The organism is Daejeonella sp. AP26, from assembly GCF_056680515.1.
In genome coordinates, this window is sequence record NZ_CM155286.1 from 3145698 (window position 1) to 3167780 (window position 22083).

Sequence of the window (22083 nt, forward strand, 5' to 3'; positions counted from 1 at the left end):
CAAATCGTCGCAATAATATTTGACCCTAACTAAATAAGTATATGAAAAACTCTCTTTGCACACTGGCTATTGCAGCGTTACTTATCTCAGCAGCTGAAATCAGCAGCGCTGCCGGTACTGTGGTAACGATTACAAAATCAAAAAAAATTGCCGATGACGAGCGTAATGTATCAGGCTTCAGGGGCATATCTTCTTCTGGAAGTTTCGATGTGAAGATCACAATGGGTAGCAAAGAAAGTTTAAGACTGGAGGGTGATGATGATGTTATCAACGATATTGAAACAAAAGTTGAAAATGGCATTTTAAAAATTCGGAACAAAAAACAAGGAAACTGGAATTGGCGGTCGGTTCGCAGTAAGGTTACGATCTATATTACTGCAAAGTCGTTAAACAGCATTACGCTAAGTGGCTCAGGCGACATCAGTGTCAGTGGTGTCGTTAAGGCAGGCAACCTAACCAATATATTAAGCGGATCGGGAAGCATCTCACTAACCGCCGACGCTGACGAATACTCTGGGACTCTCAGTGGATCCGGAGAACTGCACGTAAGGGGAAACGCTGATAGAGCCATCATAAAAATTGGAGGTTCCGGAGATTTTGACGGCAGAGATTTCAAAACCCTGGAAGCTGACGTTAAAGTAAGCGGATCGGGGAATGTCACAATAAGGGCTGATAAGCATTTGAACGCTGCTGTTAGCGGTTCGGGTGATATTTCCTACATTGGTAATCCAAAGGTGGAAAAAACCAAAAGTGGATCTGGAAGTATCTCAAAATTATAAGAATACAATTGCATAATGGAAGCCAGCGGTAACGTTGGCTTCTTTATTTAATTGAGCTTTCCTTAAATCTGAATTATCTGCCGCTCAGTAAATTCCAATAGGACTAGTTAAGTTATATTAACTTTTTGACATCTATTTCGTACCAGGCGTATTGTCCATTTCTCCAAGACTAGTTTCTAAGAGACCGCGAGCCACTTAGGTTATATCTCAAACTGAAGGCTTGTTGGCTATCTGTAACTCCTTCTAACATATGTAAGGAAAAGGTGAACTTACCTTCGATGTTCCTATACCGGATCGGGATGAAACTAATATCAGTCCTATTGTATTGCTTAGCGGTATAGAACCGGTCCCCGTTTAATAAGTTATGCCCTTGGCCTAAATAAAGCGAATTCGTTACCCCAAAACGCTTATAGCCTGCGTGCATTTCAATCAATAAGCCCGCAGGGGTTTGCCAGTCCCCAATGGTGCGCGTGCGCTCAAACGACATGAGACCACCTGTATTAATAGTCAGTGAATCCAACCCGGTCTTACCGCTAAGATCTACTCCAACCTTAAGAGCGGCGGCTCCATTATCTTGAATATGATCGTCAGGAATTCTGATTGCCGGGAGTGCGTTATGAAACATCATTGCATAATGCGAAGTAAAGAATATACCGGTTTTGTAGTATCCCGAGAGTCCGAAAAGGAAAGTTTCCCTGTTAATATCCGTTTGGCGGCTTGTCCAGTCTATCCAAATGGTCTGGTGACCGAGTCGCGTATTTAACTTAACAAGCATACCCTCAACATTTGGGCGGAGATAAGAAAAAGTATCCTGTAAAATTGCTCTTGGATAATCGTCAAGTAAATTCAACCGGGGAAATGCGCCCATGTAGAAATTCCAGTTGTTCTTTTGGTATTGATAGTAAATAACTGGATCAACCTTTGCGGCAAATTCAGAAGATCCAAATTCATGAATTGCATTAAAGCCGATTCGAATCCGGTGCACACTATCCACTAATAGACCAACTTCCGGGGCAAACCTAGCTCCAAAGATCGTTTGGGAAAACCGATTTGATTTCATGTATTCACGGTTATCCGCGAATGTATGGAGATTAATATTCCCTTCTATTTCCTGCGCGATACTTGTAAAAGACAATGCAAATAACGAGATAGTAAAATAGATTATTCTCATCAAAATTTCGGTTAGCTAATGGTTAGAGGAATTTATTCGGCTGATTCTATCCAAGTTATGAACGAGTGAAAGCAGGATTCAATGTCCAATACTGCAAGAATCTGTTCAGCTATATTTATACAAATGAATAATCCCGCCGAAGCGGGATTATAACCTAATTTAAACGCCCAAAAGTAAACGGGCCGGATCTTCTAACAATTGTTTAACTCTCACAAGGAAGCCAACCGACTCTCGACCATCTATTATCCGGTGATCGTAGGATAGCGCGATATACATGATCGGACGGATAACCACCTGCCCATCCAGTGCCACTGGTCTCTCTACAATGTTATGCATTCCTAAAATTGCCGATTGAGGAGCGTTTATAATAGGAGTTGACATCATAGAGCCGAACACACCACCGTTAGTAATGGTAAAGGTACCTCCTGTCATTTCTTCGATTGTTAATTTGCTGTCACGAGCCTTACCCGCAAGTTCCACTACCGCTTTCTCAATTTGATCCAGACTCATGGATTCTGCATTACGGATAACCGGAACGACTAAACCTTTAGGTGCCGAGACTGCAATGGATATGTCGACAAAATCATTGTAAACAATTTCTTCACCGTCAATTCGTGCATTCACTGAAGGGAAATCCTTTAAAGCTTCGCAGACCGCCTTACTAAAGAATGACATAAAACCGAGTCCCACACCGAATTTTTCTTTGAACTTATCTTTATATTTTCCCCTCAGATCCATAACCGGACGCATGTCCACTTCGTTGAAAGTAGTCAGCATCGCCGTCTCATTTTTAACGGTCACTAAACGTTTGGCAACAGTTTTTCGAAGCGACGACATCTTTTCGCGACGCTCATTTCTTGAGCCAGCAACAACTGGAGCAGTAGCCACTTTAACCGGTTCCGGTTTGGCTTTTGCAGCCTCGGCCGGCTTCGATGCTTTCAGGGCATCTTCTTTGGTCAGACGTCCGTCGGGGCCACTGCCGCTTACGGTAGCGGCATCAACGCCTTTCTCGGACAATATCTTAGCCGCTGCAGGAGATGGAGCTCCTGAAGCGTATGACTTGTCACTTACAGCTGCAGATTGTGTAATTTCTTCCGGCTCTTTGCTAGCTGGCTTTTGTTCTCCTTTTTGAGGACTTCCAGCTCCTTCTTCTATCGTACAAACTGGTGCACCAATAGGAAGGGTGTCACCCTCCTGAGCAATTATTTTTAACGTTCCTGAAGCTTCAGCTGTAAGCTCGAAGGTAGCCTTGTCTGATTCCAGTTCAGCAATAACCTCATCCATCTCAACAAAATCCCCATCATTCTTTTTCCATTGTGATAGTACTACTTCTGAAATGGACTCGCCTACAGGCGGAACTTTGATCTCTAAACTCATATAGCTTTTTTTATAACGTATTAATCAACCTTAACGGCTTTATTCGTTGTTTTTTCAACTTTTTTCTTAACCTCCGGACCCGCAGCATCCTCAAACGCACGGCCGACAACAGAAAGCTGCTGGGCTATATGCTGTTTGGCATAGCCTGTAGCGGTACTGCTGCTTTCTTTGCGTGAAACAACTTTCAGATTTAAGTCAGAACCTGAGAACTTACGGCACATATATGGCCATGCACCCATATTTTCCGGCTCTTCCTGGACCCAAATAAATTGCGTGGCTTTACTGTATTTTGATTTAATACCATCAATCTTCTCAAATGGTGTCGGGTATAATTGCTCAAGACGTACTATCGCCACATCGCTACGCTTATCCGCTTGTTGTTTTTCAAGCAAATCATAATAGACTTTCCCTGAACACAACAGTACACGCTTAACGTCTTTAGCTTTTACAAAACTATCGTCAATTAACTCCTGGAAACTACCTGAAGTAAAATCTTCAAGTTTACTTACACACTGTGGACTTCGAAGCAGGCTTTTTGGCGTAAATACAATTAGTGGTTTTCTGAAATCGCGTTTTAACTGACGGCGAAGTACATGGAAAAAATTAGCCGGAGTAGTGCAGTTAGTTACCTGTATATTATTATCTGCACATAATTCCATGAATCGTTCTATGCGTGCTGATGAATGCTCGGGCCCCTGGCCTTCATAGCCGTGGGGCAATAGCATGACCAAACCATTTGACCGCTGCCATTTAGTTTCGGCTGAGGCAATGAATTGATCGATAATGATCTGCGCTCCATTGAAGAAATCACCGAACTGAGCTTCCCAAACGATTAGTGACAGCGGATTTGCCAAAGCATATCCGTATTCAAAACCCAATACGCCGTACTCTGAAAGATGCGAATTGTATATGTCAAATTTCGCAGTAACATCATTCAGCTGAGCTAAGGGAACATACTCTTCCTCCGAATCTTCAAGCGTTAATACGGCATGTCTATGTGAAAAAGTGCCTCGTTCAACATCCTGACCACTAACACGAACTCTAAAATCTTCTTTGACCAAAGTTCCGTAAGCCAGTAGCTCACCCATTGCCCAGTCGAAAGTCCTAGAGTCGACCATTTTTCGACGATCTTCAAAAAGCTTTTCAATCTTCTTGAAAAACTTTTTATCAGAAGGTAGCGTGCTGATTTCCTTTGCGATAGACAAAAACATTTCTTCAGAAACAGCAGTATTAGAGGGCGCGTGTATCTCCTTAGCCTCTGCCAGGCGCAAGCCTTTCCATGCCCCGGAAAACATTGGATTTACTTCTGAGAAACTCTCGTCTTCCTTGGATTCGTTCAGGCGCTCCTGTAAAAGAGCCCGAAAGTCCTTCTCCATTTCTTTAGCAAGATTAGCATCTACGCTTCCCTGCTCCATGAGCTTTTTGTTATATATTTCTCGTGGATTTGGATGCTTCTCAATAATCTTATACAATAACGGCTGAGTGAACTTGGGCTCATCCGATTCATTATGACCGTACCTGCGGTAACATAAAATATCGATGAATACATCGTTGTGATAAATCTGACGATATTCTACTGCCCTGTTAATGGCATAAACCAGTGCCTCCACGTCGTCGCCATTCACATGGAACACCGGCGATAAAGTCACTTTGGCCAGGTCTGTACAATATGTTGACGAGCGGGCGTCTTTATAATTGGTAGTAAACCCAACCTGGTTATTAATTACCAGATGTATGGTACCTCCAGTTCTATAGCCTTCCAGTTTTGCCATCTGAAGCACTTCATAGGTTATTCCCTGCCCGGCTAGTGATGCATCACCATGAATAAGGATAGGGGCAATCCGAGAATAATCTCCACCGTATTTGAAGTCAATCTTTGAACGAACAATTCCCTCAACAACCGGATCTACTGCTTCGAGGTGCGAAGGATTCGGGCATAAGCTGAGGTGTACTTTCTTTCCGTTGGCAGTCTCTACATCCGTTGAAAAACCAAGATGATATTTTACATCACCGCCAAAAGGAGAACTGGCGTCGTATCCTTTGCCCTCGAATTCAGAGAAAATATCCTTGTACGTTTTATGCATAATATTGGCCAGCACGTTCAGACGACCACGATGAGCCATGCCAATAACGAACTCTTCGATACCCAGTTCAGCACCTTTCTCAATAACTGAATCTAAAGCAGGAATAACCGATTCAGCACCTTCTAATGAAAAGCGTTTTTGTCCCAGGAACTTTGTCCCAAGAAAGTTTTCAAATACTACGGCTTCATTTAACTTTTTAAGGATTCTCTTTTTGGCTTCAATAGAAAAGTTCGGAGTATTTCGCTCCGATTCCATCCGGTTTTCAAACCACTTGATCTTGTCGGGGTTCCGGATATATTTATATTCAGCACCAATGGATTGGCAGTAGGTTTGCTCAAGCAGCTCCCGGATATCCCGAAGTTTTGCGGGACCCAGTCCGACTTCAATTCCAGCTGAAAAAACTGTATCCATATCAGCTTCAGTGAATCCAAAGGTGGCCAGTTCTTTCCCAGGAAAATAAGGGCGACGTTCTCTAACCGGGTTGGTTTTAGTAAACAAGTGACCTCTGTCCCGATAACCATTGATCATGTTCAGGACATTGATCTCCTTTAAAAGATGTGCATGTGTCTCACCACCCACTTCCGCTGTGCCCGAACCCTGGCTAAAATCGAAGCCTTCAAAAAACTTTTGCCAGCCGAAATCCACAGAATTGTTATCCTCTTTATATGATTGGTATAGGGAATCTATGTAAGCAGGGTCGGCGTTACTGAGGTATGATAATTTATCCATTTAACTTTAGTCTATAGCGGCACAAAAATAAGGTTTTCACCTCAGAAACAGCTATAACAAAAGCTGAATTTACAAAATGTCAATGGAGTGCTAATTCCGGCCAGCTAACTTTATTCCAAAGGCTAGAGATTTGGGTAGAGCTATTAATTATCTAAGCTTATGAAAATCTGGCGACATAAAATTCCGTAAGTATGTTAAGCTTATCATCACCAGCGGAAAGCTCTGATATCGTTACAATTGCGATTTTAAAAATGACAATATGCAAACAGTAGCAAGCCTAAAACTATAATCGAATCCCGACCTTCGGAGTTAATAAAATGGCACATGACATTTGAAAATAAAACCTTTTTAGTAATTGGTGCAAGTTCTGGCGTTGGTTTTTCAATTGCAGAAAAATTAGTTGCGAAAGGTGCTGAGGTTTTCTCGACTTCAAGAGACATTAACAAGGATTTCCCAGGGCGTAAAATTCAGTTGGATGTCTTGGGCGAGCTGGACGATTTCAATTTGCAACTCCCTGACCAATTGCATGGCGTGGTCTATTGTCCAGGTACGATTAATCTAAAACCCTTTGCCCGCCTGACCGATCAGGATTTTTTAAACGATTTTAATTTGAATGTGCTCGGAGCAATTAAAGTAATTCGCCAGGTAGTGAACAAACTTAAGAAAGCGGAAGGTTCAAGTATAATCTTATTTAGCACCGTGGCTACTAAAACAGGGATGAACTTTCATTCATCGGTTGGTGTGTCCAAGAGTGCTGTTGAAGGATTATCAATTTCCCTGGCAGCGGAATATTCAAACTCCGGAATTCGCGTTAATACGATAGCACCTTCCCTAACTGATACACCTTTGGCGGCTAACCTTCTTTCCACTCCCGAAAAACGGGAGATTTCGGCAAAACGTCATCCACTTGGCCGGATTGGCCAGGCAAGTGATATTTCATCAGCTGCCTTATTTTTATTATCTGAAGACAGCAGCTGGATTACGGGCCAGGTATTACATATAGACGGAGGGTTATCAGCCTTAAGATCATAGGAAGTTAAAACGATTACCGACAAGCGGTATTTTCAATCTCGGATTTGGTATATGTCAACCGAAGAGTTGGCAACCGAGAATAGACCCTGGGGACATACAAAGCATCTAATATTAAAAATATGACAACTGCAGAAGAACTACAAAATGCCTACGTTGATTATGTATTAACGCAAGGCGGAAAGCCTAAATCTGTCTATCTCTTCGCTAAAGAGAATAATTTGAGCGAGGAAGAGTTCTATAATTTCTTCGGGTCATTTGAAGGAATTGAAGAATCAATATGGACCGGGCTAATTACAAAGGCGCTTACGGAGGTTCAATCCCAGGAAATTTGGGAACAATATACTTCCCGTGAGAAGACCCTCGCATTTTTTTATGGATTTATCGAACTGATGAAGAGCAAAAGGAGCTTTGCACTTTATACGTTGAAGAATTCCGAAAGTGCAATTCGTACACCTCAGGTCTTAAAAGGAGCTAAAAACATCTTTGAAATTTTCGCCTCATTGATCATTGAGGAAGGGCTGGAAACCAGGGAGCTTGCCGATCGCCGGTTTTTCTCAGAAAAATATAAAGATGCGCTATGGGTACAATTTGTGTTCATTATAAATTTCTGGGCGAAAGATAGCAGCGCAGGGTTCGAGAAAACCGATGAGGCAATCGAAAAGGGGATCAATGTTACTTTTGATCTTTTTGAAAAGTCTCCACTTGATAGTCTCATCGATTACGGAAAGTTTATGGTGAACAACGGCGGTTTTAAACAGAACATGAAATTCTAAGTAGATCCTAGTCAGTATTATGAAAGAACAAGATAGTATTCCTACCTCCAAAGGCCAGCGTTCTGCACGCTTCGTCGCAACCGGATTTAAGGTGGGCGGGAATTACATTAAGCACTACTCTAAGAAATTATTCAATCCTGACTTGAACACTGAGGAATTGAATTTAAATAATGCCACTGATATATATGAATCGCTAAGTAAATTAAAAGGCAGCGCATTAAAGGTTGCTCAGATGTTAAGCATGGACAAGAATATTCTTCCGAAAGCTTACGTTGATCAGTTCTCTTTGTCGCAATATAATGCACCGCCACTATCCGGACCGTTAATTGTTCGAACCTTCACCAAATATTTTGGAAAAACTCCTGATCAGATTTACGACTACTTTAATATCAAGTCAACTAACGCAGCATCTATTGGGCAAGTTCATGAGGCTAGCCTGAGAGGCAATAAACTAGCTGTAAAGATCCAATACCCCGGTGTTGGTGATAGTATTTCTTCAGACTTAAAAATGGTTAAGCCCTTTGCCTTTCGGCTCTTAGGGATGAGCCAAAAAGAATTGGAAGTGTACATGAATGAAGTTGAAGACCGCCTACTTGAGGAGACAGACTATACACTTGAACTTAAGCGTTCTATTGAGTTCTCCGAAGCCTGCAAAGAAATTAGCAACGTGGTATTCCCAACGTACTATCCTGAACTATCCAGCAAGCGTATTATTACCATGGACTGGATTGAAGGACAACATTTAAAAGAGTTTATGAAATGTAATCCCTCTGCAGAGTTGCGCAACCAGATCGGACAGGCTTTATGGGATTTTTATAACTATCAACAACATGAATTAAGAGCTGTACATGCGGATCCTCATCCCGGTAATTTTTTGATCACGGCGGAAGGTAAACTTGGGATCATAGATTTTGGCTGCATTAAAGAGATGCCCGATGATTTCTATTATCCATTTTTCGCTTTGACAAGCACTAGCCTATTAAACGATAAGCAAGGCACCATCCACGCATTCAGAGAACTGGAAATGATCCTTCCTAAGGATAACGCTCTACAGGTTGAAACCTACTATAAGGCTTACAAAGAGATGATCCATCTGTTTGCACAACCTTATTTGTTCAACACTTTTGATTTTGGTAAAACTGATTATTTCAATGATTTGTATGCCTACGGAGAGAAAATAGCTAATATGCCTGAATTTAAACAGGCTCGTGGAGTGAAGCACTTTATTTACGTTAATCGCACCAATTTCGGTTTATACAACATGTTGCATGAACTTGGCGCGGTAGTTAAAACGGATACGTACAAGCCAAACGTAGATAGCTTTAATCTTACAGCGACTCAAAAAAAGCTACAGGTACCATGAGGGTAGCGATGAAATTTGATATTGTCCCAAACTTTCTTTTTTATACTGTAGGTCAACAATCAAATTCCGCAACGCAACGCCCGTGTTATTAGAGATACGGCAATCATAGTTGCCAAACGCAAGTAATTTTAATAATTTTCCTATGAAAATTAATTACATTTAAAAAAACCCAAACCAGCATGAGATCAGTCAAACATTTACTTGCTACCAAACCGTCAGTTATCTTTTCCGTTGAAAGCAATACTTCTGTTTTAGAGGCACTTCAGCTGATGATGAAAGAAAATATCAGTTCCCTGTTAATTATCGAGAACGAACAATTAAAGGGAATTTTTACCGAACGGGATTATGCTAGAAAGATTATTTTGCAAGGCCGCTCTTCTAAAGAAACTCCAATTTCTGAAGCCATGACCGCCGACCTTCTTACGGTTGGTCAAACCGACGGTATTGATCATTGCATGCAGGTAATGACCAAAATGCATATCCGACACCTTCCTGTGATGGATAACGACAAAGTTATTGGCATGATATCAATCGGTGACTTGGTACGGTTTGTAATAGAGGATCAAAAAAAGACGATCGAACAGCTAGAAAGTTATATAAATAGCTGAAAGCCAGTCTGAAGCAATCCGGCCAAACAATAAATTTTAACATTCCTAAATTTATCAAACTAAACAATCAGTTTTGTCTTTTACTTTAAATGAGCAAAACAATTCTGATAACGGGAGCGAGCGGCCTACTCGGTAAGCCATTAACCCGTATGCTTTTACAAAAGGGTTACTCAATCCACCACCTCAGCAGAAATCCCGAGCTTCATGGTAATCCCCGGATCACGGTTTTTAAATGGGATATTGACAAGAATGAAATCGATGAAAAATGTCTTAATGGCGTTACAGCCATAATCCATCTCGCAGGTGAGGGTATTGCAGAAAAACGGTGGACAGCTAAACGAAAACAGCAGATTATTCAAAGCCGGACTGCTTCCATAGGCATAATCTACGACTTGCTTAAACGAAATCCGGCCCACCAGGTGAAAAGCATTGTTTCTGCCTCAGCAATCGGTTATTATGGAGACCGTGGTGATGAAGTGCTTACCGAAGATTCTCCGCCTGGAAAAGGCTTTTTACCAATGGCTTGTATAGAATGGGAAAACGCAGTTGATAAAGGAACTGAATTAAATCTGCGGGTTGTCAAACTCCGTACCGGCACAGTTCTAAGCTCTGAAGGCGGAGCACTACCTGAAATTGCAAATCCAATTAAAAAGGGTATCGGAACAGCTCTGGGCAGTGGGAAGCAATGGATGTCATGGATACATATTCAGGATGTTATCAGGATGTATGTTTTTACCCTTGAAAACACCGATATGCAGGGAACGTACAATATGACAGCTCCAAATCCTGTAACAAACGCTGAAATGACCGAAGCACTAGCTAAGATCTTTGACAAAAAGCTCTGGCTGCCTAATGCCCCTGCCTTTGGCCTCAAAATAGTTCTCGGCGAGATGAGTTCTTTAGTGCTCGATAGTAATCGGGTCTCATCTTCAAAGATTGAAGACGCCGGCTTTAAGTTTGACTATGCGCAACTTCCAAATGCGCTGAAAGAGATCTATTCAGATTAATAGAGTTGAATGAGAAGATGTATAACTCTTTCGAATAAAAATCAAATAACTAAATACACTATCAGCATTAAATTAGTCAATTAATCCAGAGACCAGGAACAGACTGAGCCAACTTTCAGCACATAAAACTCTTAAAGGGCTTATACTACTCGTTTTTAAGATCGATAAGTTCGATGTCAAAGTCCAGTACCGAGTTTGGGGCAATACTACCACCTCCTGTCGTGCCATAAGCAGAACTTGAAGGAACTAATATCCGTATCTTTCCACCTTTCTTGATCAATGGAATTGTTTCTTTCCAGGCAAGGATTAAATTATCAAGCTTATCAGTAAAAGCTTTCTCTTTGGTTGCCGAATCGAAAATCGTTCCACTTAAAAGACGGCCGGTATAGGCAACTGTAATAGAAGTGGTTACTTTCACTTCATCAATGCCGCTACCAGGCGTAATTATCTTATAGTAAACACCGCTAGGCAATTTAGTAAACCCTGTTAACGACTTATCAACCATAAATCTATTAATTAAAGCGTCTTCCATTTCCGGCTGCGTTTTAACATCAAAGAGTTCAAGTTCACTATCCAAAACTTCATTGCCTTCAAATATCCCAGATCCATTCCGTCCAAATCCCAGAGTTGAAGGAAAAACAACCCTTACTTTCCCACCCTTATTAATCTTGCTTAACGCTAATCGCCAGCCTTCGGGAACTATATAACCCAAATAACTAGAGTTGTTGGAATAAGAAGCCGATGTGAAATACTCTTTACCATCAACAGATCTGGCAGTGTATGTGAAAAATACGACTTCCGAATTCTTAGGCGGTTGGCCTGTTCCTGCATTTAACACCTGGTAATAGATTCCAGAAGAATCCTTGGTAAGGCTGAGGTTTTGAGCGGTAATATAGCTTTCAATCTTTCGCTCGTCTACCTGCTGGATGGATTCATATTCTTTATCACATGCTGATAGAACAGAAATCAGCAACAAAGAAGTCAAAGTGTATTTTAAAAAAGATCTCATTTTTGGGATAAATTAATTCTTAGCGTTAACCAATTCAATGTCAAAATCAAGAACTGAATTTGAGGGGATTCCATTCTGGCTCTGGCGGCCATAGGCGTAGCCTGATGGAACAATCAGGCGAATTTTACCACCCTTTTGTATTAAGGGGATGCCAATTTGCCAGCCCGGTATTACCTCGCTAAGTTTAAAGTCCACAGGCTCGGTTGACTGCGGAATGGTATTACCGTTTAATAACCTTAAAGTATATTTTGCTGTGATCAAAGTATTACCGGTATAAACCAAGTCGCCAGTCCCTGGCTCAATTATTTGATAATATACCCCTGATTGATGTCTCAAGGCAGGAATATTATTGGTGGTGATAAACTCTTTAATTCGCATTTCGTCAACTGCCAACTGCTCTTCAGGACTAATTCCTTCGTCCATTTTACAAGAACCGAAAGCGGTGACTATCAATAAAAAAGCAAGCAAGATGTGTTTTAATCTCATATGCCCGCAAATTTATCCTTTTATCCGTCAAAATCTAAGGATTAACGTTTTTTAACTAAAATAGTCTAATGATTAAATTTTGATAACATATATAGCCGGCTGAAGACGTTGTACTTTCTTGTATCAAAGAGGGCTATTTCAAAGAATTAAGACAAGGCTATTCCAAACCAACCGGACTTCCACTTTAACTATAGCTTAAGTGCCGCCCAAGTTTAAAGTCTTGTATTATCCTTTCAGGCATTGTTAGTCCTTTGGGAAAGTAATCATCGCTGCATTATAAATATTCAAAAAGGGCTTCCATATTCTATCCATATTACATTAGTCGGTCGAAACAGTCCTATACCAGGTACTCATTTGAAGTCTTAAATCATTCTCAAAAAAAAATAAGCTAGAATAGTTCTTTCAACCTTTAGTTTGAGAGAAAAAAGAGGAGAGTAACTCAGTCTTTAGAATTAGGATCGTACCGCAAAATAAATCCGCTATCTCAGACAGCGGATTTATATTACGATGGAAATTACATGTCGTCAACTGGATTCCAACAACTAAGCAGGTTTTTTCCATACAACCACTTATACGTCATTTTAAAAGCAATACTTGTTTGCCTCAATAAGCTGCCTGGCCACCCGCTGACGTGCTTCCTTAATATTAAAAGGTTCAGCCTTGGTAAAACGGCGTAGTCCTACCAGCATCATTTTAAGTTCATCTCCTTCGGCAAAAGAATACAAAGCTTCTTTACCGGCAAGCGCTACTTTATCTAAAGCTGTTTGAAGATAGATGCGCATCATATCCAGTTGAGCCTTGCAAGATTCTTCACCGCGTTGTTTTACAAGCTTCTCTGTTCTCAGCAAAGTCGATTCAGCGATGTACACATAGCCGATAATATCGGCAATGTTCATCAATATCTCCTGCTCTTTTGCAAGGGTCATCATCAGCTTTTGAACCGCAGCACCTGCAATCATTAAACCGGCTTTCTTCAGGTTTTTTAGGATCTTCTTTTCCGCCGAAAATAATGTATCATCTTCTTCGCCGAATTCAGGGATGGACATCAACTCTCCCGCCACTGCCTGCGCAGATGTCATTAAATCAAGCTCGCCTTTCATGGCGCGTTTTAATAGCATATCTACTATCAGGATTCGGTTAATCTCGTTTGTGCCTTCGAAAATGCGATTAATCCTGCTGTCGCGATAGGCCCGATCCATCGGCGCCTCAGCTGAGTAGCCCATCCCTCCGTAGATCTGTACGCCTTCATCGACGATATAATCCAACATTTCAGATCCCCAAACTTTCAAAATGGCGCACTCAACGGCAAAAGTCTCTGTTGATTTCAATTTAGCTTTTGCCGGATCCATACCTTCTGCTACCAGGGCTTCGTAAGCGTCATCAATGTTTTGTCCCGCCCGATATGCAGCACTTTCAACAGCGTAGTTACGTGTCGCCATTTCAGCCAGCTTGTACCTGATCGCACCGAATTTTGAAATCGGAAGACCAAACTGGACGCGCTCGTTAGCATATATGATAGCTTGCGTCAATACACGACGTGATGAACCGATGGCAGCCACACCAAGCTTTATACGGCCTATGTTCAGTATGTTTACCGCTATCTTAAAGCCGTTCTCGCGTTCAGATAACAAGTTCTCAACCGGTACCGCGCAGTCGGTAAAGAACACCTGCCTTGTTGATGAGCCCTTGATCCCCATTTTATGTTCTTCGGGATTCATAGTGATTCCACCAAATCCTTTCTCGACAATAAAGGCAGACAGGTTTTTATCGTCGTCAATCTTCGCAAAAACAATAAACACATCGGCAAATCCTCCATTGGTGATCCACATTTTCTGACCGTTGATCAGATAATGGGTGCCTTCCGAATTCAATTTTGCTTTCGTACGGCCTGAGTTTGCATCAGAACCCGAGTTCGGCTCGGTAAGACAATATGCAGCTTTCCATTCGCCGGTAGCCAGCTTGGGAATGTACTTGTCCTTCTGCTCTTTATTTCCATAATAAAGAATTGGGAGCGTTCCGATGCCGGTATGAGCAGAAAGCGCCACAGCAAATGAGTGGCCCGGACCAACGCAATCCGCAACCAACATTGAAGTATTGAAGTTCTTTCCAAATCCTCCGTATTCCTCTGGAATAGATACTGCAAGTAAACCGAGTTCACCGGCTTTGTCCATCAGCGCTGGCATGAGGCCTTCTTCCTGATTGTCTATCCTTTCGAGATTTGGAAAAACCTCTGACTCTAAAAAATCCTCACAGGTTTTTTTGATCATCAGTTGCTCTTCATCAAATTCTTCGGGAATAAAAATATCCTCAAAAGAAGTGTCGCGGATGATAAACTCACCGCCTTTAATTGATTTATTCTTTTCTGTGGTCTCCATAATTTAGATTTTAGATGTGAGATATTAGGTCTGAGATATCAATCCTCCAATATTTAGGTTTTAGATATGAGATAATAGATATTAGATCTGAGATTCCATACCCACGATATTTAGATATGAGATATACGACCTAAGATTTCATTCCTACAGTATTTTAAATTGATTTCAACATATTTAAGTCTAGTATTTAACTCAAATCTATCGTCTCAAACCTCATATCTCTTTTAAAGCATTTCAAATATCCCCGCTGCTCCCTGTCCTGTCCCTACACACATCGTCACCATACCGTACTTTTTATTGCGGCGTTTTAATTCGTTAAATATTTGCACTGACAACTTTGCTCCTGTACATCCCAAAGGATGACCTAAAGCGATTGCACCACCATTAACATTTACTATATCAGGATTAAGATCAAGGGTTCGCATAATCGCTAAAGACTGTGATGCAAATGCTTCATTGAGCTCCATCAGATCAATCTCTTCCTTCTTCATTCCTGCTTTTTTTAGAGCCAGCGGAATCGCTTCAATTGGACCTATTCCCATAATGCGCGGAGGCACCCCGGCTACCCCGTAGCTGACTAGCCTGGCGATTGGCTGCACATTTAATTTTTTCAACATGTTTTCTGATACTACCAGAACGAAGGCAGCTCCATCAGAGGTTTGGGATGAATTGCCTGCTGTAATCACTCCATTGGCAGCAAAAACAGGCTTTAGTTTAGCTAGTTTCTCTGTGGTAGTATCTGCACGGGGACCTTCATCAGTATCCACGATATACTTCTTCGTTTTCTTTTTAAGGTTTTCATCAAGATAGGTTTCATTTACAGTGATGGGTATAATTCCATCATTGAGATGTCCGTTCTTTATAGCCTCAACAGCCTTCCGGTGAGAATTAAATGCGAAATCGTCCTGGTCGGTCCTACTTACATTATATTCTTTAGCTACTGCTTCTGCAGTGAGCCCCATGCCCCAATACCAATCCGGGTTGTTTTTTGCCACATCAGGATTAGGTACAAGTTTCCAGCCACCAAACGGCATTCCTGACATCACTTCCACTCCACCGGCTACAATACAGTCGGCCATACCTGAGCGGATCTTCGCAACAGCTATAGCGATGGTCTCGAGTCCCGAGGCGCAATACCGGTTTACAGTAACACCCGGCACTTTGTCGGTATCTAAACCCATTAACGAGATCATGCGAGCTACATTCAACCCTTGCTCACCTTCAGGTGTCGCGTTACCGACAATGACATCATCAATCTCCTCCTTATCCAGGTTAGGGACTGATTGAACCAGGTGCTTAACAACGTCCGCCGCCAGATCATCTGCCCTGGTAAAACGAAAAACCCCGCGTGGTGCTTTTCCCACTGCGGTACGGTATGCTGATATTATATATGCTTCCATATTGGTATTGAGATATGAGATTTGAGACTTGAGAGATTAGATATGCGATATTAGACTGGAATGTAACTTATATGAATAATCTATTGTTCTACTTTGGTTTTGAGCATTTTCTGAAATGCATAAGTCATTTTTTGTATCTCGTCAATCTGCAACAGCAGAGGATCTAAAACCTGATTTGATATCAGGTTTAGTCTACAAGCAATCATTAGCTGTGTTTGTAACTCGTATGATGATCTGTTAGCAATACCCATGAAGTTGTTAAACTCTTTTGGTGAATTTCTACCAGCGCCTTCAGCGATATTGGATGAGATTGAAACTGCTGCACGTCGAGTCTGACTCGTTAACCCAAATCGTTCGTCTAAAGGAAAAGCAGAGGTAGCCGTGTAGACATCGACTGCCAGATCAATAGCTTTATTCCAAATTTTCAACTCCTTTAAATTATTCATTGCTTGCAGGATTTAGCATTCTCAAATCTAATATCGCATATCTAAAATCTATCTATTAATTCCTCAATGGCTTTCCCTTTGTCAAAATGCTCTGTATCCGCTCCAGGGTTTTCTTTTCTGCGCAAAGCGACAGAAAGGCTTCACGTTCCAGGTCTAAAAGATATTGCTCTGATACCAGGGTCGGTGCTGACAGGTCACCGCCGCACATTACATAGCCCAGTTTTTCTGAGATCTTTTTATCATGTTCTGAGATGTAGTTACCAGCGAACATCGAATTAGCTCCGGCGTAGACAATGCCCAGACCACTTTTTCCAAGTACCCTAATATCCTTTCGTGGGACGGGTTTGGTGTAGCCCATATCGGCTAATTCAACCGCCTTCTCTTTTGCATCAGAAATCAGCCGGCTGCGATTCATGGTGATACTGTATTTATCTTTTTCAAGATATCCGAGTTCGAAGGCTTCTACTGCTGAAGTGGATACTTTGGCCATGCCGATGGTTAAAAAGCGATCCTTCAGCGCGTTTTGTTCGATTTGGCCATCCCTAAATTCATCCGACACCCGCAGGGCAAATTCTTTAGTACCCCCACCACCAGGGATCAGGCCGACACCAAACTCGACCAGCCCCATGTAGGTTTCAGCATTTGCTTGTACATGGTCGGCATGCAGACATAATTCGCAGCCTCCGCCAAGAGTTAAATTATGAGCCGCAGCAACTACGGGAATGGAAGAATAGCGTACCCGCATCATCGCATTTTGGAACATTTTTATTGCAATATTTATTTCATCCCAGTCTTGTTCTATGGCAGCCATGAAAATCATCCCGATGTTAGCGCCTGCAGAAAAGTTTGCGCCGTCATTACCTATCACCAGACCCCGGTAATCCTTTTCTGCAAGATCTATCGCTTTATTCAATCCTTGTATCACCTCTCCTCCGATGGTGTTCATCTTGGTATGAAACTCAAGGTTCAAAATGCCGTCACCCAGGTCTGTTATAGTAGTTCCAGAGTTCTTCCAGACTGTGTTAGTTCCACGTATGTTATTCAGAATGATTAACGCGTCTCTACCAGGTACTGGTTTATAGGTTTTCGAGGGAATATCGTAATATTTCTTAACACCATTCTCCACAGTGTAAAAGGAGTTGAATCCCGCACCTAACATTTCGGTTACCCACGAAGCCGGTTCTTTACCGTGTTTCCCCATCTCTTCTATCGATTCCTTCACGCCGATGGCATCCCAAACTTCAAAAGGGCCTAACTCCCATCCAAAACCGGCACGCATGGCATCATCGATGCGATAAAGTTCATCCGAAATTTCCGGGATACGGTCAGACACATACTCAAATAAGCCAGAGAATGAAATGCGAAAGAATTCTCCCGCCTTGTCGGTTCCCTTCGCGAAAACTTTCATTCGTTCCCTTAGGTCATCTATGGGCTTGGTTGCTTCCAGCGTTGTTGATTTGACCTCTTGCTGAGGCTTATATTCAAAAGTTTTGAGATCGAGTGATAAAATTTCACTTTGACCATTACTGCCTTTTACTTTCTTATAGAATCCCTGCTGGGTTTTATCACCCAACCATTTGTTCTCTTGCATTTTCTCAACATACGAAGGCAGGTTAAACAGATTGTGAGATTTATCATCAGGCAGGTTTTGATAGAGTCCCCCAGCAACATTGATCATAGTATCGAGGCCCACAACGTCCGTAGTTCTAAACGTAGCGGACTTAGGGCGCCCTAGTGCGGGTCCGGTAAACTTGTCAACCTCTTCTACGGTCAGGTCCATTTTTTCTACAAGGTGCAAAAGCGACATAATAGAATAAACCCCAACGCGGTTGGCAATAAATGCAGGTGTATCCTTACATAATACGGTAGTCTTGCCAAGGAATTTATCACCATAGTTCATCAGAAAATCTACGACTTCCTGATTCGTCTCAGGAGTTGGAATAATTTCCAACAATCTTAAATACCGGGGCGGATTGAAAAAGTGAGTTCCACAGAAATGAGACTTAAAGTCGTCCGTACGACCTTCGGTCATTAAATGGATTGGAATACCGGATGTATTTGACGTGATTAGTGTTCCTGGTTTGCGGTATTGCTCTACCAGATCATAAATTGATTTTTTAATATCTAAACGTTCAACGACAACTTCAATAGTCCAATCACACGAAGAAATATCCTTCATATTGTCATCAAAGTTGCCGGTCGTTATTCTGGTCACCACCTTCTTAGAGAAAACAGGAGATGGATTTGATTTTATAGCGGTTTCAAGTGCTGTATTAACGATTCGATTCCGAACCGCTTTGCCTTCAAGGGAGAGACCTTTGGCCTGTTCATCCGGAGTTAATTCTTTAGGTAGAATATCAAGCAGCAAAACTTCAACCCCTATATTTGCAAAGTGGCATGCTATACGTGATCCCATAATGCCTGAACCCAGAACTGCAACTTTTTTGATAGCGCGTCTCATAATTATTTAATGTTTGAAAATCCCTAAAGCGTTAATGTGTCTGATATTACTACCTTTTCTTATCTGCCTTTGCCTCTTTGCGTCGGATTATATTCTAATGTTAACTTGTTTATTTTATTTAATATAGCAGTCAATTGACGACGATCATCCTCATCGATGTGTGCATTTAGATATTCATTAAATTTACGAACCACATCTTTGGCAACCTGCTTCTTCTGTTTACCCAATACGGTTAAGAAAATCTTAACTGATCGCTTATCAACCTCATCTGCTTGCCTGTAAACCAAGCCCAACTTTTCCATACTATTTAAAGTTCTCGATAGGCTGGTTGATTTTACACCCATTAACGCAGCTATCTGAGAAACAGCAGTACCCTCTTCCTGAATATTGATCAGCATATACCCTAAAGCCTGCGTTATTCCATACCCAGAGGCAATTTGATTGTATTTATTAGCAACACTTTGCCAAACGATTTTTAAGGAATAATCTACCGTCTCTTCTTGTTTCATTAAACATACTATGCTTGCATAACAAATATGCATAATCCAAAAGTATTATGCAAGCATATTTAAATTAAAAACGCTTGCAAGTTTCACATGTATGTGGGTGAGGTTTTAGGTGGGAAATGAAAGCTTTGATCAGAGAAGTTTATGTGGAAATTATTCCCCAATAACGAAGTTAGGGCATTAATTTCCACATAAAAATTAGCGATCTGGAAAGATTAAAATTACAGGTAAAATTTATAATTGCCGATTTGGATATATCCAAGCAATAAACAGAAATCATAGAAGAAAGCTTTGTTGATTTTGCACAGTTGTTGCCTATTCCTTGATAGAACAACATTAAACTAAATCGTCATGAAAAGTTTTACTTCACGTTTGCTGAAAAATGAGTTGACATCAAAAGATGTAATCATTTCTTTTTTAGGAATTATTTCTACCACAATTCTTGTAATTCAGCTGGTAGACATAAGTATCCTTAACAAATAAACATCTCTTTAGACTGATACCATATTTTCCAGATCACTAAAATTTGGAACGTCTCTCAACCTTCCGGGCTTATTAGCCCGGATTTTTTTTTGCGCAATGATTACTAACCGGCAGTTGCAGGTGATAATTAGATCCATTATTAGTGTGATTCGGCCCAATACAATTAGTTAATCGAACTCCTGTTGTCTTATATTGATTACCAAACAACTTTAATGTATATAAGAGGTACAAGGCTTTGCCCGTAATTTTAAGTGGGGTATAGCCAATTAGAAAGTCTTGGAAGCAACTTTTGAAAGCTCTCTTTCTCAACAAAGAGAATATTTAAACTACCAGCCGAGAGCAGTATCGTCGCCACGGGGATCAGCTCCACCCTGGTAATATCCCCATTTAGTTTTTAGTATTGCATCCACACGACCGATCGGTCCACGCTCTCTCAGTTTGTATCCTTTTCGTTCGAGATTATTTTTGGTGAGACTATCCAATGCTTCTTTTTCGACAACAACTTCATCAGGAAGCCACTGGTGATGAAATTTCCTGGCATTCACTGCTGCCTGCATTCCTTTATCGAACTCGATTACGTTCAGGATTGTCTGAAAGACTGACGTTATTATAGTGGAACCTCCGGGGGTACCAACAACCATGAACAAGTCGCCATCTTTTTCAACTATGGTCGGCGTCATCGAGCTTAACATACGTTTATTGGGAAGGATTGAATTAGCTTCTCCGCCAACCAAGCCATACATATTGGGAGTTCCCGGCTTTACGGAAAAATCGTCCATCTCATTATTGAGCAGGAAGCCAGCACCTTTAACAAAAACCATTGAACCATAAGACCCATTTAGTGTAGTAGTTACAGATACTGCATTCCCCTGACGGTCGACTATTGAAAAATGGGTAGTTTCCTCACTTTCGCCCACATTTACATTCCCTGCCTTAACATCAGAACTCAGCGTAGCCTGATTCCAGTTCAAATCTTTCATTCGCAACTTCGAATAGGAGCTTTCCAGCAACTGGGGCTGAGGCACTGAGTAAAAATCAGGATCCCCCAAATGAGTGGCTCTGTCAGCATATACCCGTCGCTCAGCCTCAACTAAAAGCTGCACAGTGGAATCTGAATTAAAGCCCCAGCGCTTTAGAGGATAAGGCTCAACCGATTTAAGTAATTGCATTAGAGCTATGCCACCACTTGAGGGTGGAGGCATCGTGATGATTTTATAGTCTTTGTAATTTCCAACGATTGGTTTTCTCCATACAGCCTGATAATTCTTCAGATCCTCTGCGCTGATCACTCCCCCTCCCGCTTTCATTTCTGCTTCAATGAAAGCGGCAATCTCTCCACTGTAGAACCCATCTCTGCCTTTGTCTCTTATCTGTGTAAGGGTGTTCGCTAAATCTAGTTGGGACACCAGATCGCCTGCTTTCCATTGGTCGCTCTTAATATAATATCCTTTACCAGGATTATATTTAAGGAAGTCGGCCTGATTTGAGTTAATTTCCCGGGCCTGCTTCTCCGTTAATGCATACCCGTTCTGTGCAAGATCTATAGAAGGTTGCACCACTTTTGCCCAACTTAGTTTTCCATATTTTTGATGAGCCTTCACCATTCCATCCACACTTCCGGGAACTCCGGCAGCTAACTGTCCGTAAAGACTTTTATCAGTTATTGGGTTGCCCAATGAATCTAAATACATATTTCGGCTTGCTGCAGCGGGGGCTTTTTCTCTGAAGTCAAGAGTACTCACCTCACCAGATGCAGAACGATAAACCAGGAATCCCCCGCCACCCAGATTTCCCGCGTTGGGGTAAACAACTGCCAGGGCAAATTGAACCGCTACAGCGGCATCAACAGCATTTCCACCTTTCTTAAGAATATCCAGTCCTACTTTGGAGGCCAGAGGATGAGCCGTAACAACCATCCCCTTTTTATATTCACCACTATTATTCTTGCCTAGTTGCCCGCTCAGGCAAGAGGAAAATAAAACAGTTACAGAAAG

At 41.6% G+C, this 22083-nt stretch carries 17 protein-coding genes; 6 read left to right on the top strand and 11 right to left on the bottom strand.

Going from position 1 to position 22083, the window contains the following annotated elements; all coding sequences use genetic code 11:
• The first annotated feature begins 41 nt into the window (after positions 1-41).
• On the top strand, positions 42-779 hold the full coding sequence (locus AC1MCB_RS13515) for a head GIN domain-containing protein (RefSeq protein WP_479965237.1): 738 nt from the start codon (positions 42-44) through the stop codon (positions 777-779).
• Between the two features lie 169 nt (positions 780-948).
• On the opposite strand, the gene AC1MCB_RS13520 is transcribed toward AC1MCB_RS13515, so the two are convergent.
• The 3 genes from AC1MCB_RS13520 to AC1MCB_RS13530 form a co-directional block, all read right to left on the bottom strand.
• A complete protein-coding gene (locus AC1MCB_RS13520; RefSeq protein ID WP_479965238.1) occupies positions 949-1950 on the bottom strand; it encodes a hypothetical protein in 1002 nt (333 codons plus the stop codon).
• A 159-nt stretch (positions 1951-2109) separates the two neighbouring features.
• Positions 2110-3327, bottom strand: coding sequence for a 2-oxoglutarate dehydrogenase complex dihydrolipoyllysine-residue succinyltransferase (gene odhB, locus AC1MCB_RS13525; protein WP_479965239.1), 1218 nt, complete (start codon positions 3325-3327; stop codon positions 2110-2112).
• A 20-nt stretch (positions 3328-3347) separates the two neighbouring features.
• Positions 3348-6140, bottom strand: coding sequence for a 2-oxoglutarate dehydrogenase E1 component (locus AC1MCB_RS13530; RefSeq protein ID WP_479965240.1), 2793 nt, complete (start codon positions 6138-6140; stop codon positions 3348-3350).
• A gap of 324 nt (positions 6141-6464) precedes the next feature.
• Here AC1MCB_RS13530 and AC1MCB_RS13535 point away from each other — a divergent pair, with 324 nt between their 5' ends.
• The 5 genes from AC1MCB_RS13535 (at position 6465) to AC1MCB_RS13555 (ending at position 10923) form a co-directional block, all read left to right on the top strand.
• Positions 6465-7172: an SDR family NAD(P)-dependent oxidoreductase gene (locus AC1MCB_RS13535; RefSeq protein WP_479965241.1), complete on the top strand. Its 708-nt coding sequence runs from the start codon at positions 6465-6467 to the stop codon at positions 7170-7172.
• Positions 7173-7291: 119 nt separating this feature from the next.
• Positions 7292-7945: a TetR family transcriptional regulator C-terminal domain-containing protein gene (locus tag AC1MCB_RS13540; RefSeq protein ID WP_479965242.1), complete on the top strand. Its 654-nt coding sequence runs from the start codon at positions 7292-7294 to the stop codon at positions 7943-7945.
• Positions 7946-7964: 19 nt separating this feature from the next.
• Complete coding sequence (locus AC1MCB_RS13545) at positions 7965-9308, top strand: ABC1 kinase family protein (protein ID WP_479965243.1); 1344 nt, start codon at positions 7965-7967, stop codon at positions 9306-9308.
• A 179-nt stretch (positions 9309-9487) separates the two neighbouring features.
• A complete protein-coding gene (locus AC1MCB_RS13550; protein WP_479965244.1) occupies positions 9488-9916 on the top strand; it encodes a CBS domain-containing protein in 429 nt (142 codons plus the stop codon).
• 89 nt (positions 9917-10005) lie between these two features.
• Positions 10006-10923: a TIGR01777 family oxidoreductase gene (locus AC1MCB_RS13555; RefSeq protein WP_479965245.1), complete on the top strand. Its 918-nt coding sequence runs from the start codon at positions 10006-10008 to the stop codon at positions 10921-10923.
• A gap of 145 nt (positions 10924-11068) precedes the next feature.
• Here AC1MCB_RS13555 and AC1MCB_RS13560 read toward each other — a convergent pair whose 3' ends face one another.
• The 8 genes from AC1MCB_RS13560 to ggt form a co-directional block, all read right to left on the bottom strand.
• A complete protein-coding gene (locus tag AC1MCB_RS13560) occupies positions 11069-11932 on the bottom strand; it encodes an FKBP-type peptidyl-prolyl cis-trans isomerase (protein ID WP_479965246.1) in 864 nt (287 codons plus the stop codon).
• A gap of 12 nt (positions 11933-11944) precedes the next feature.
• Positions 11945-12418 carry an FKBP-type peptidyl-prolyl cis-trans isomerase gene (locus tag AC1MCB_RS13565; protein ID WP_479965247.1) on the bottom strand — a complete coding sequence of 158 codons (474 nt, stop codon included), beginning with the start codon at positions 12416-12418 and terminating at the stop codon, positions 11945-11947.
• A 581-nt stretch (positions 12419-12999) separates the two neighbouring features.
• Positions 13000-14793, bottom strand: a complete 1794-nt coding sequence (locus AC1MCB_RS13570) for an acyl-CoA dehydrogenase family protein (protein ID WP_479965248.1) — start codon at positions 14791-14793, stop codon at positions 13000-13002.
• Positions 14794-15017: 224 nt separating this feature from the next.
• The gene (locus tag AC1MCB_RS13575) at positions 15018-16193 is read right to left on the bottom strand and encodes an acetyl-CoA C-acyltransferase (protein WP_479965249.1); all 1176 of its coding nucleotides are present in this window, start codon (positions 16191-16193) and stop codon (positions 15018-15020) included.
• 80 nt (positions 16194-16273) lie between these two features.
• A complete protein-coding gene (locus AC1MCB_RS13580) occupies positions 16274-16639 on the bottom strand; it encodes a four helix bundle protein (protein WP_479965250.1) in 366 nt (121 codons plus the stop codon).
• 55 nt (positions 16640-16694) lie between these two features.
• Positions 16695-19100, bottom strand: coding sequence for a 3-hydroxyacyl-CoA dehydrogenase/enoyl-CoA hydratase family protein (locus AC1MCB_RS13585; protein ID WP_479965251.1), 2406 nt, complete (start codon positions 19098-19100; stop codon positions 16695-16697).
• A gap of 59 nt (positions 19101-19159) precedes the next feature.
• Complete coding sequence (locus AC1MCB_RS13590; RefSeq protein WP_479965252.1) at positions 19160-19609, bottom strand: MarR family winged helix-turn-helix transcriptional regulator; 450 nt, start codon at positions 19607-19609, stop codon at positions 19160-19162.
• 806 nt (positions 19610-20415) lie between these two features.
• On the bottom strand, positions 20416-22053 hold the full coding sequence (gene ggt / locus AC1MCB_RS13595; RefSeq protein WP_479968740.1) for a gamma-glutamyltransferase: 1638 nt from the start codon (positions 22051-22053) through the stop codon (positions 20416-20418).
• Between the last annotated feature and the right edge of the window lie 30 nt (positions 22054-22083).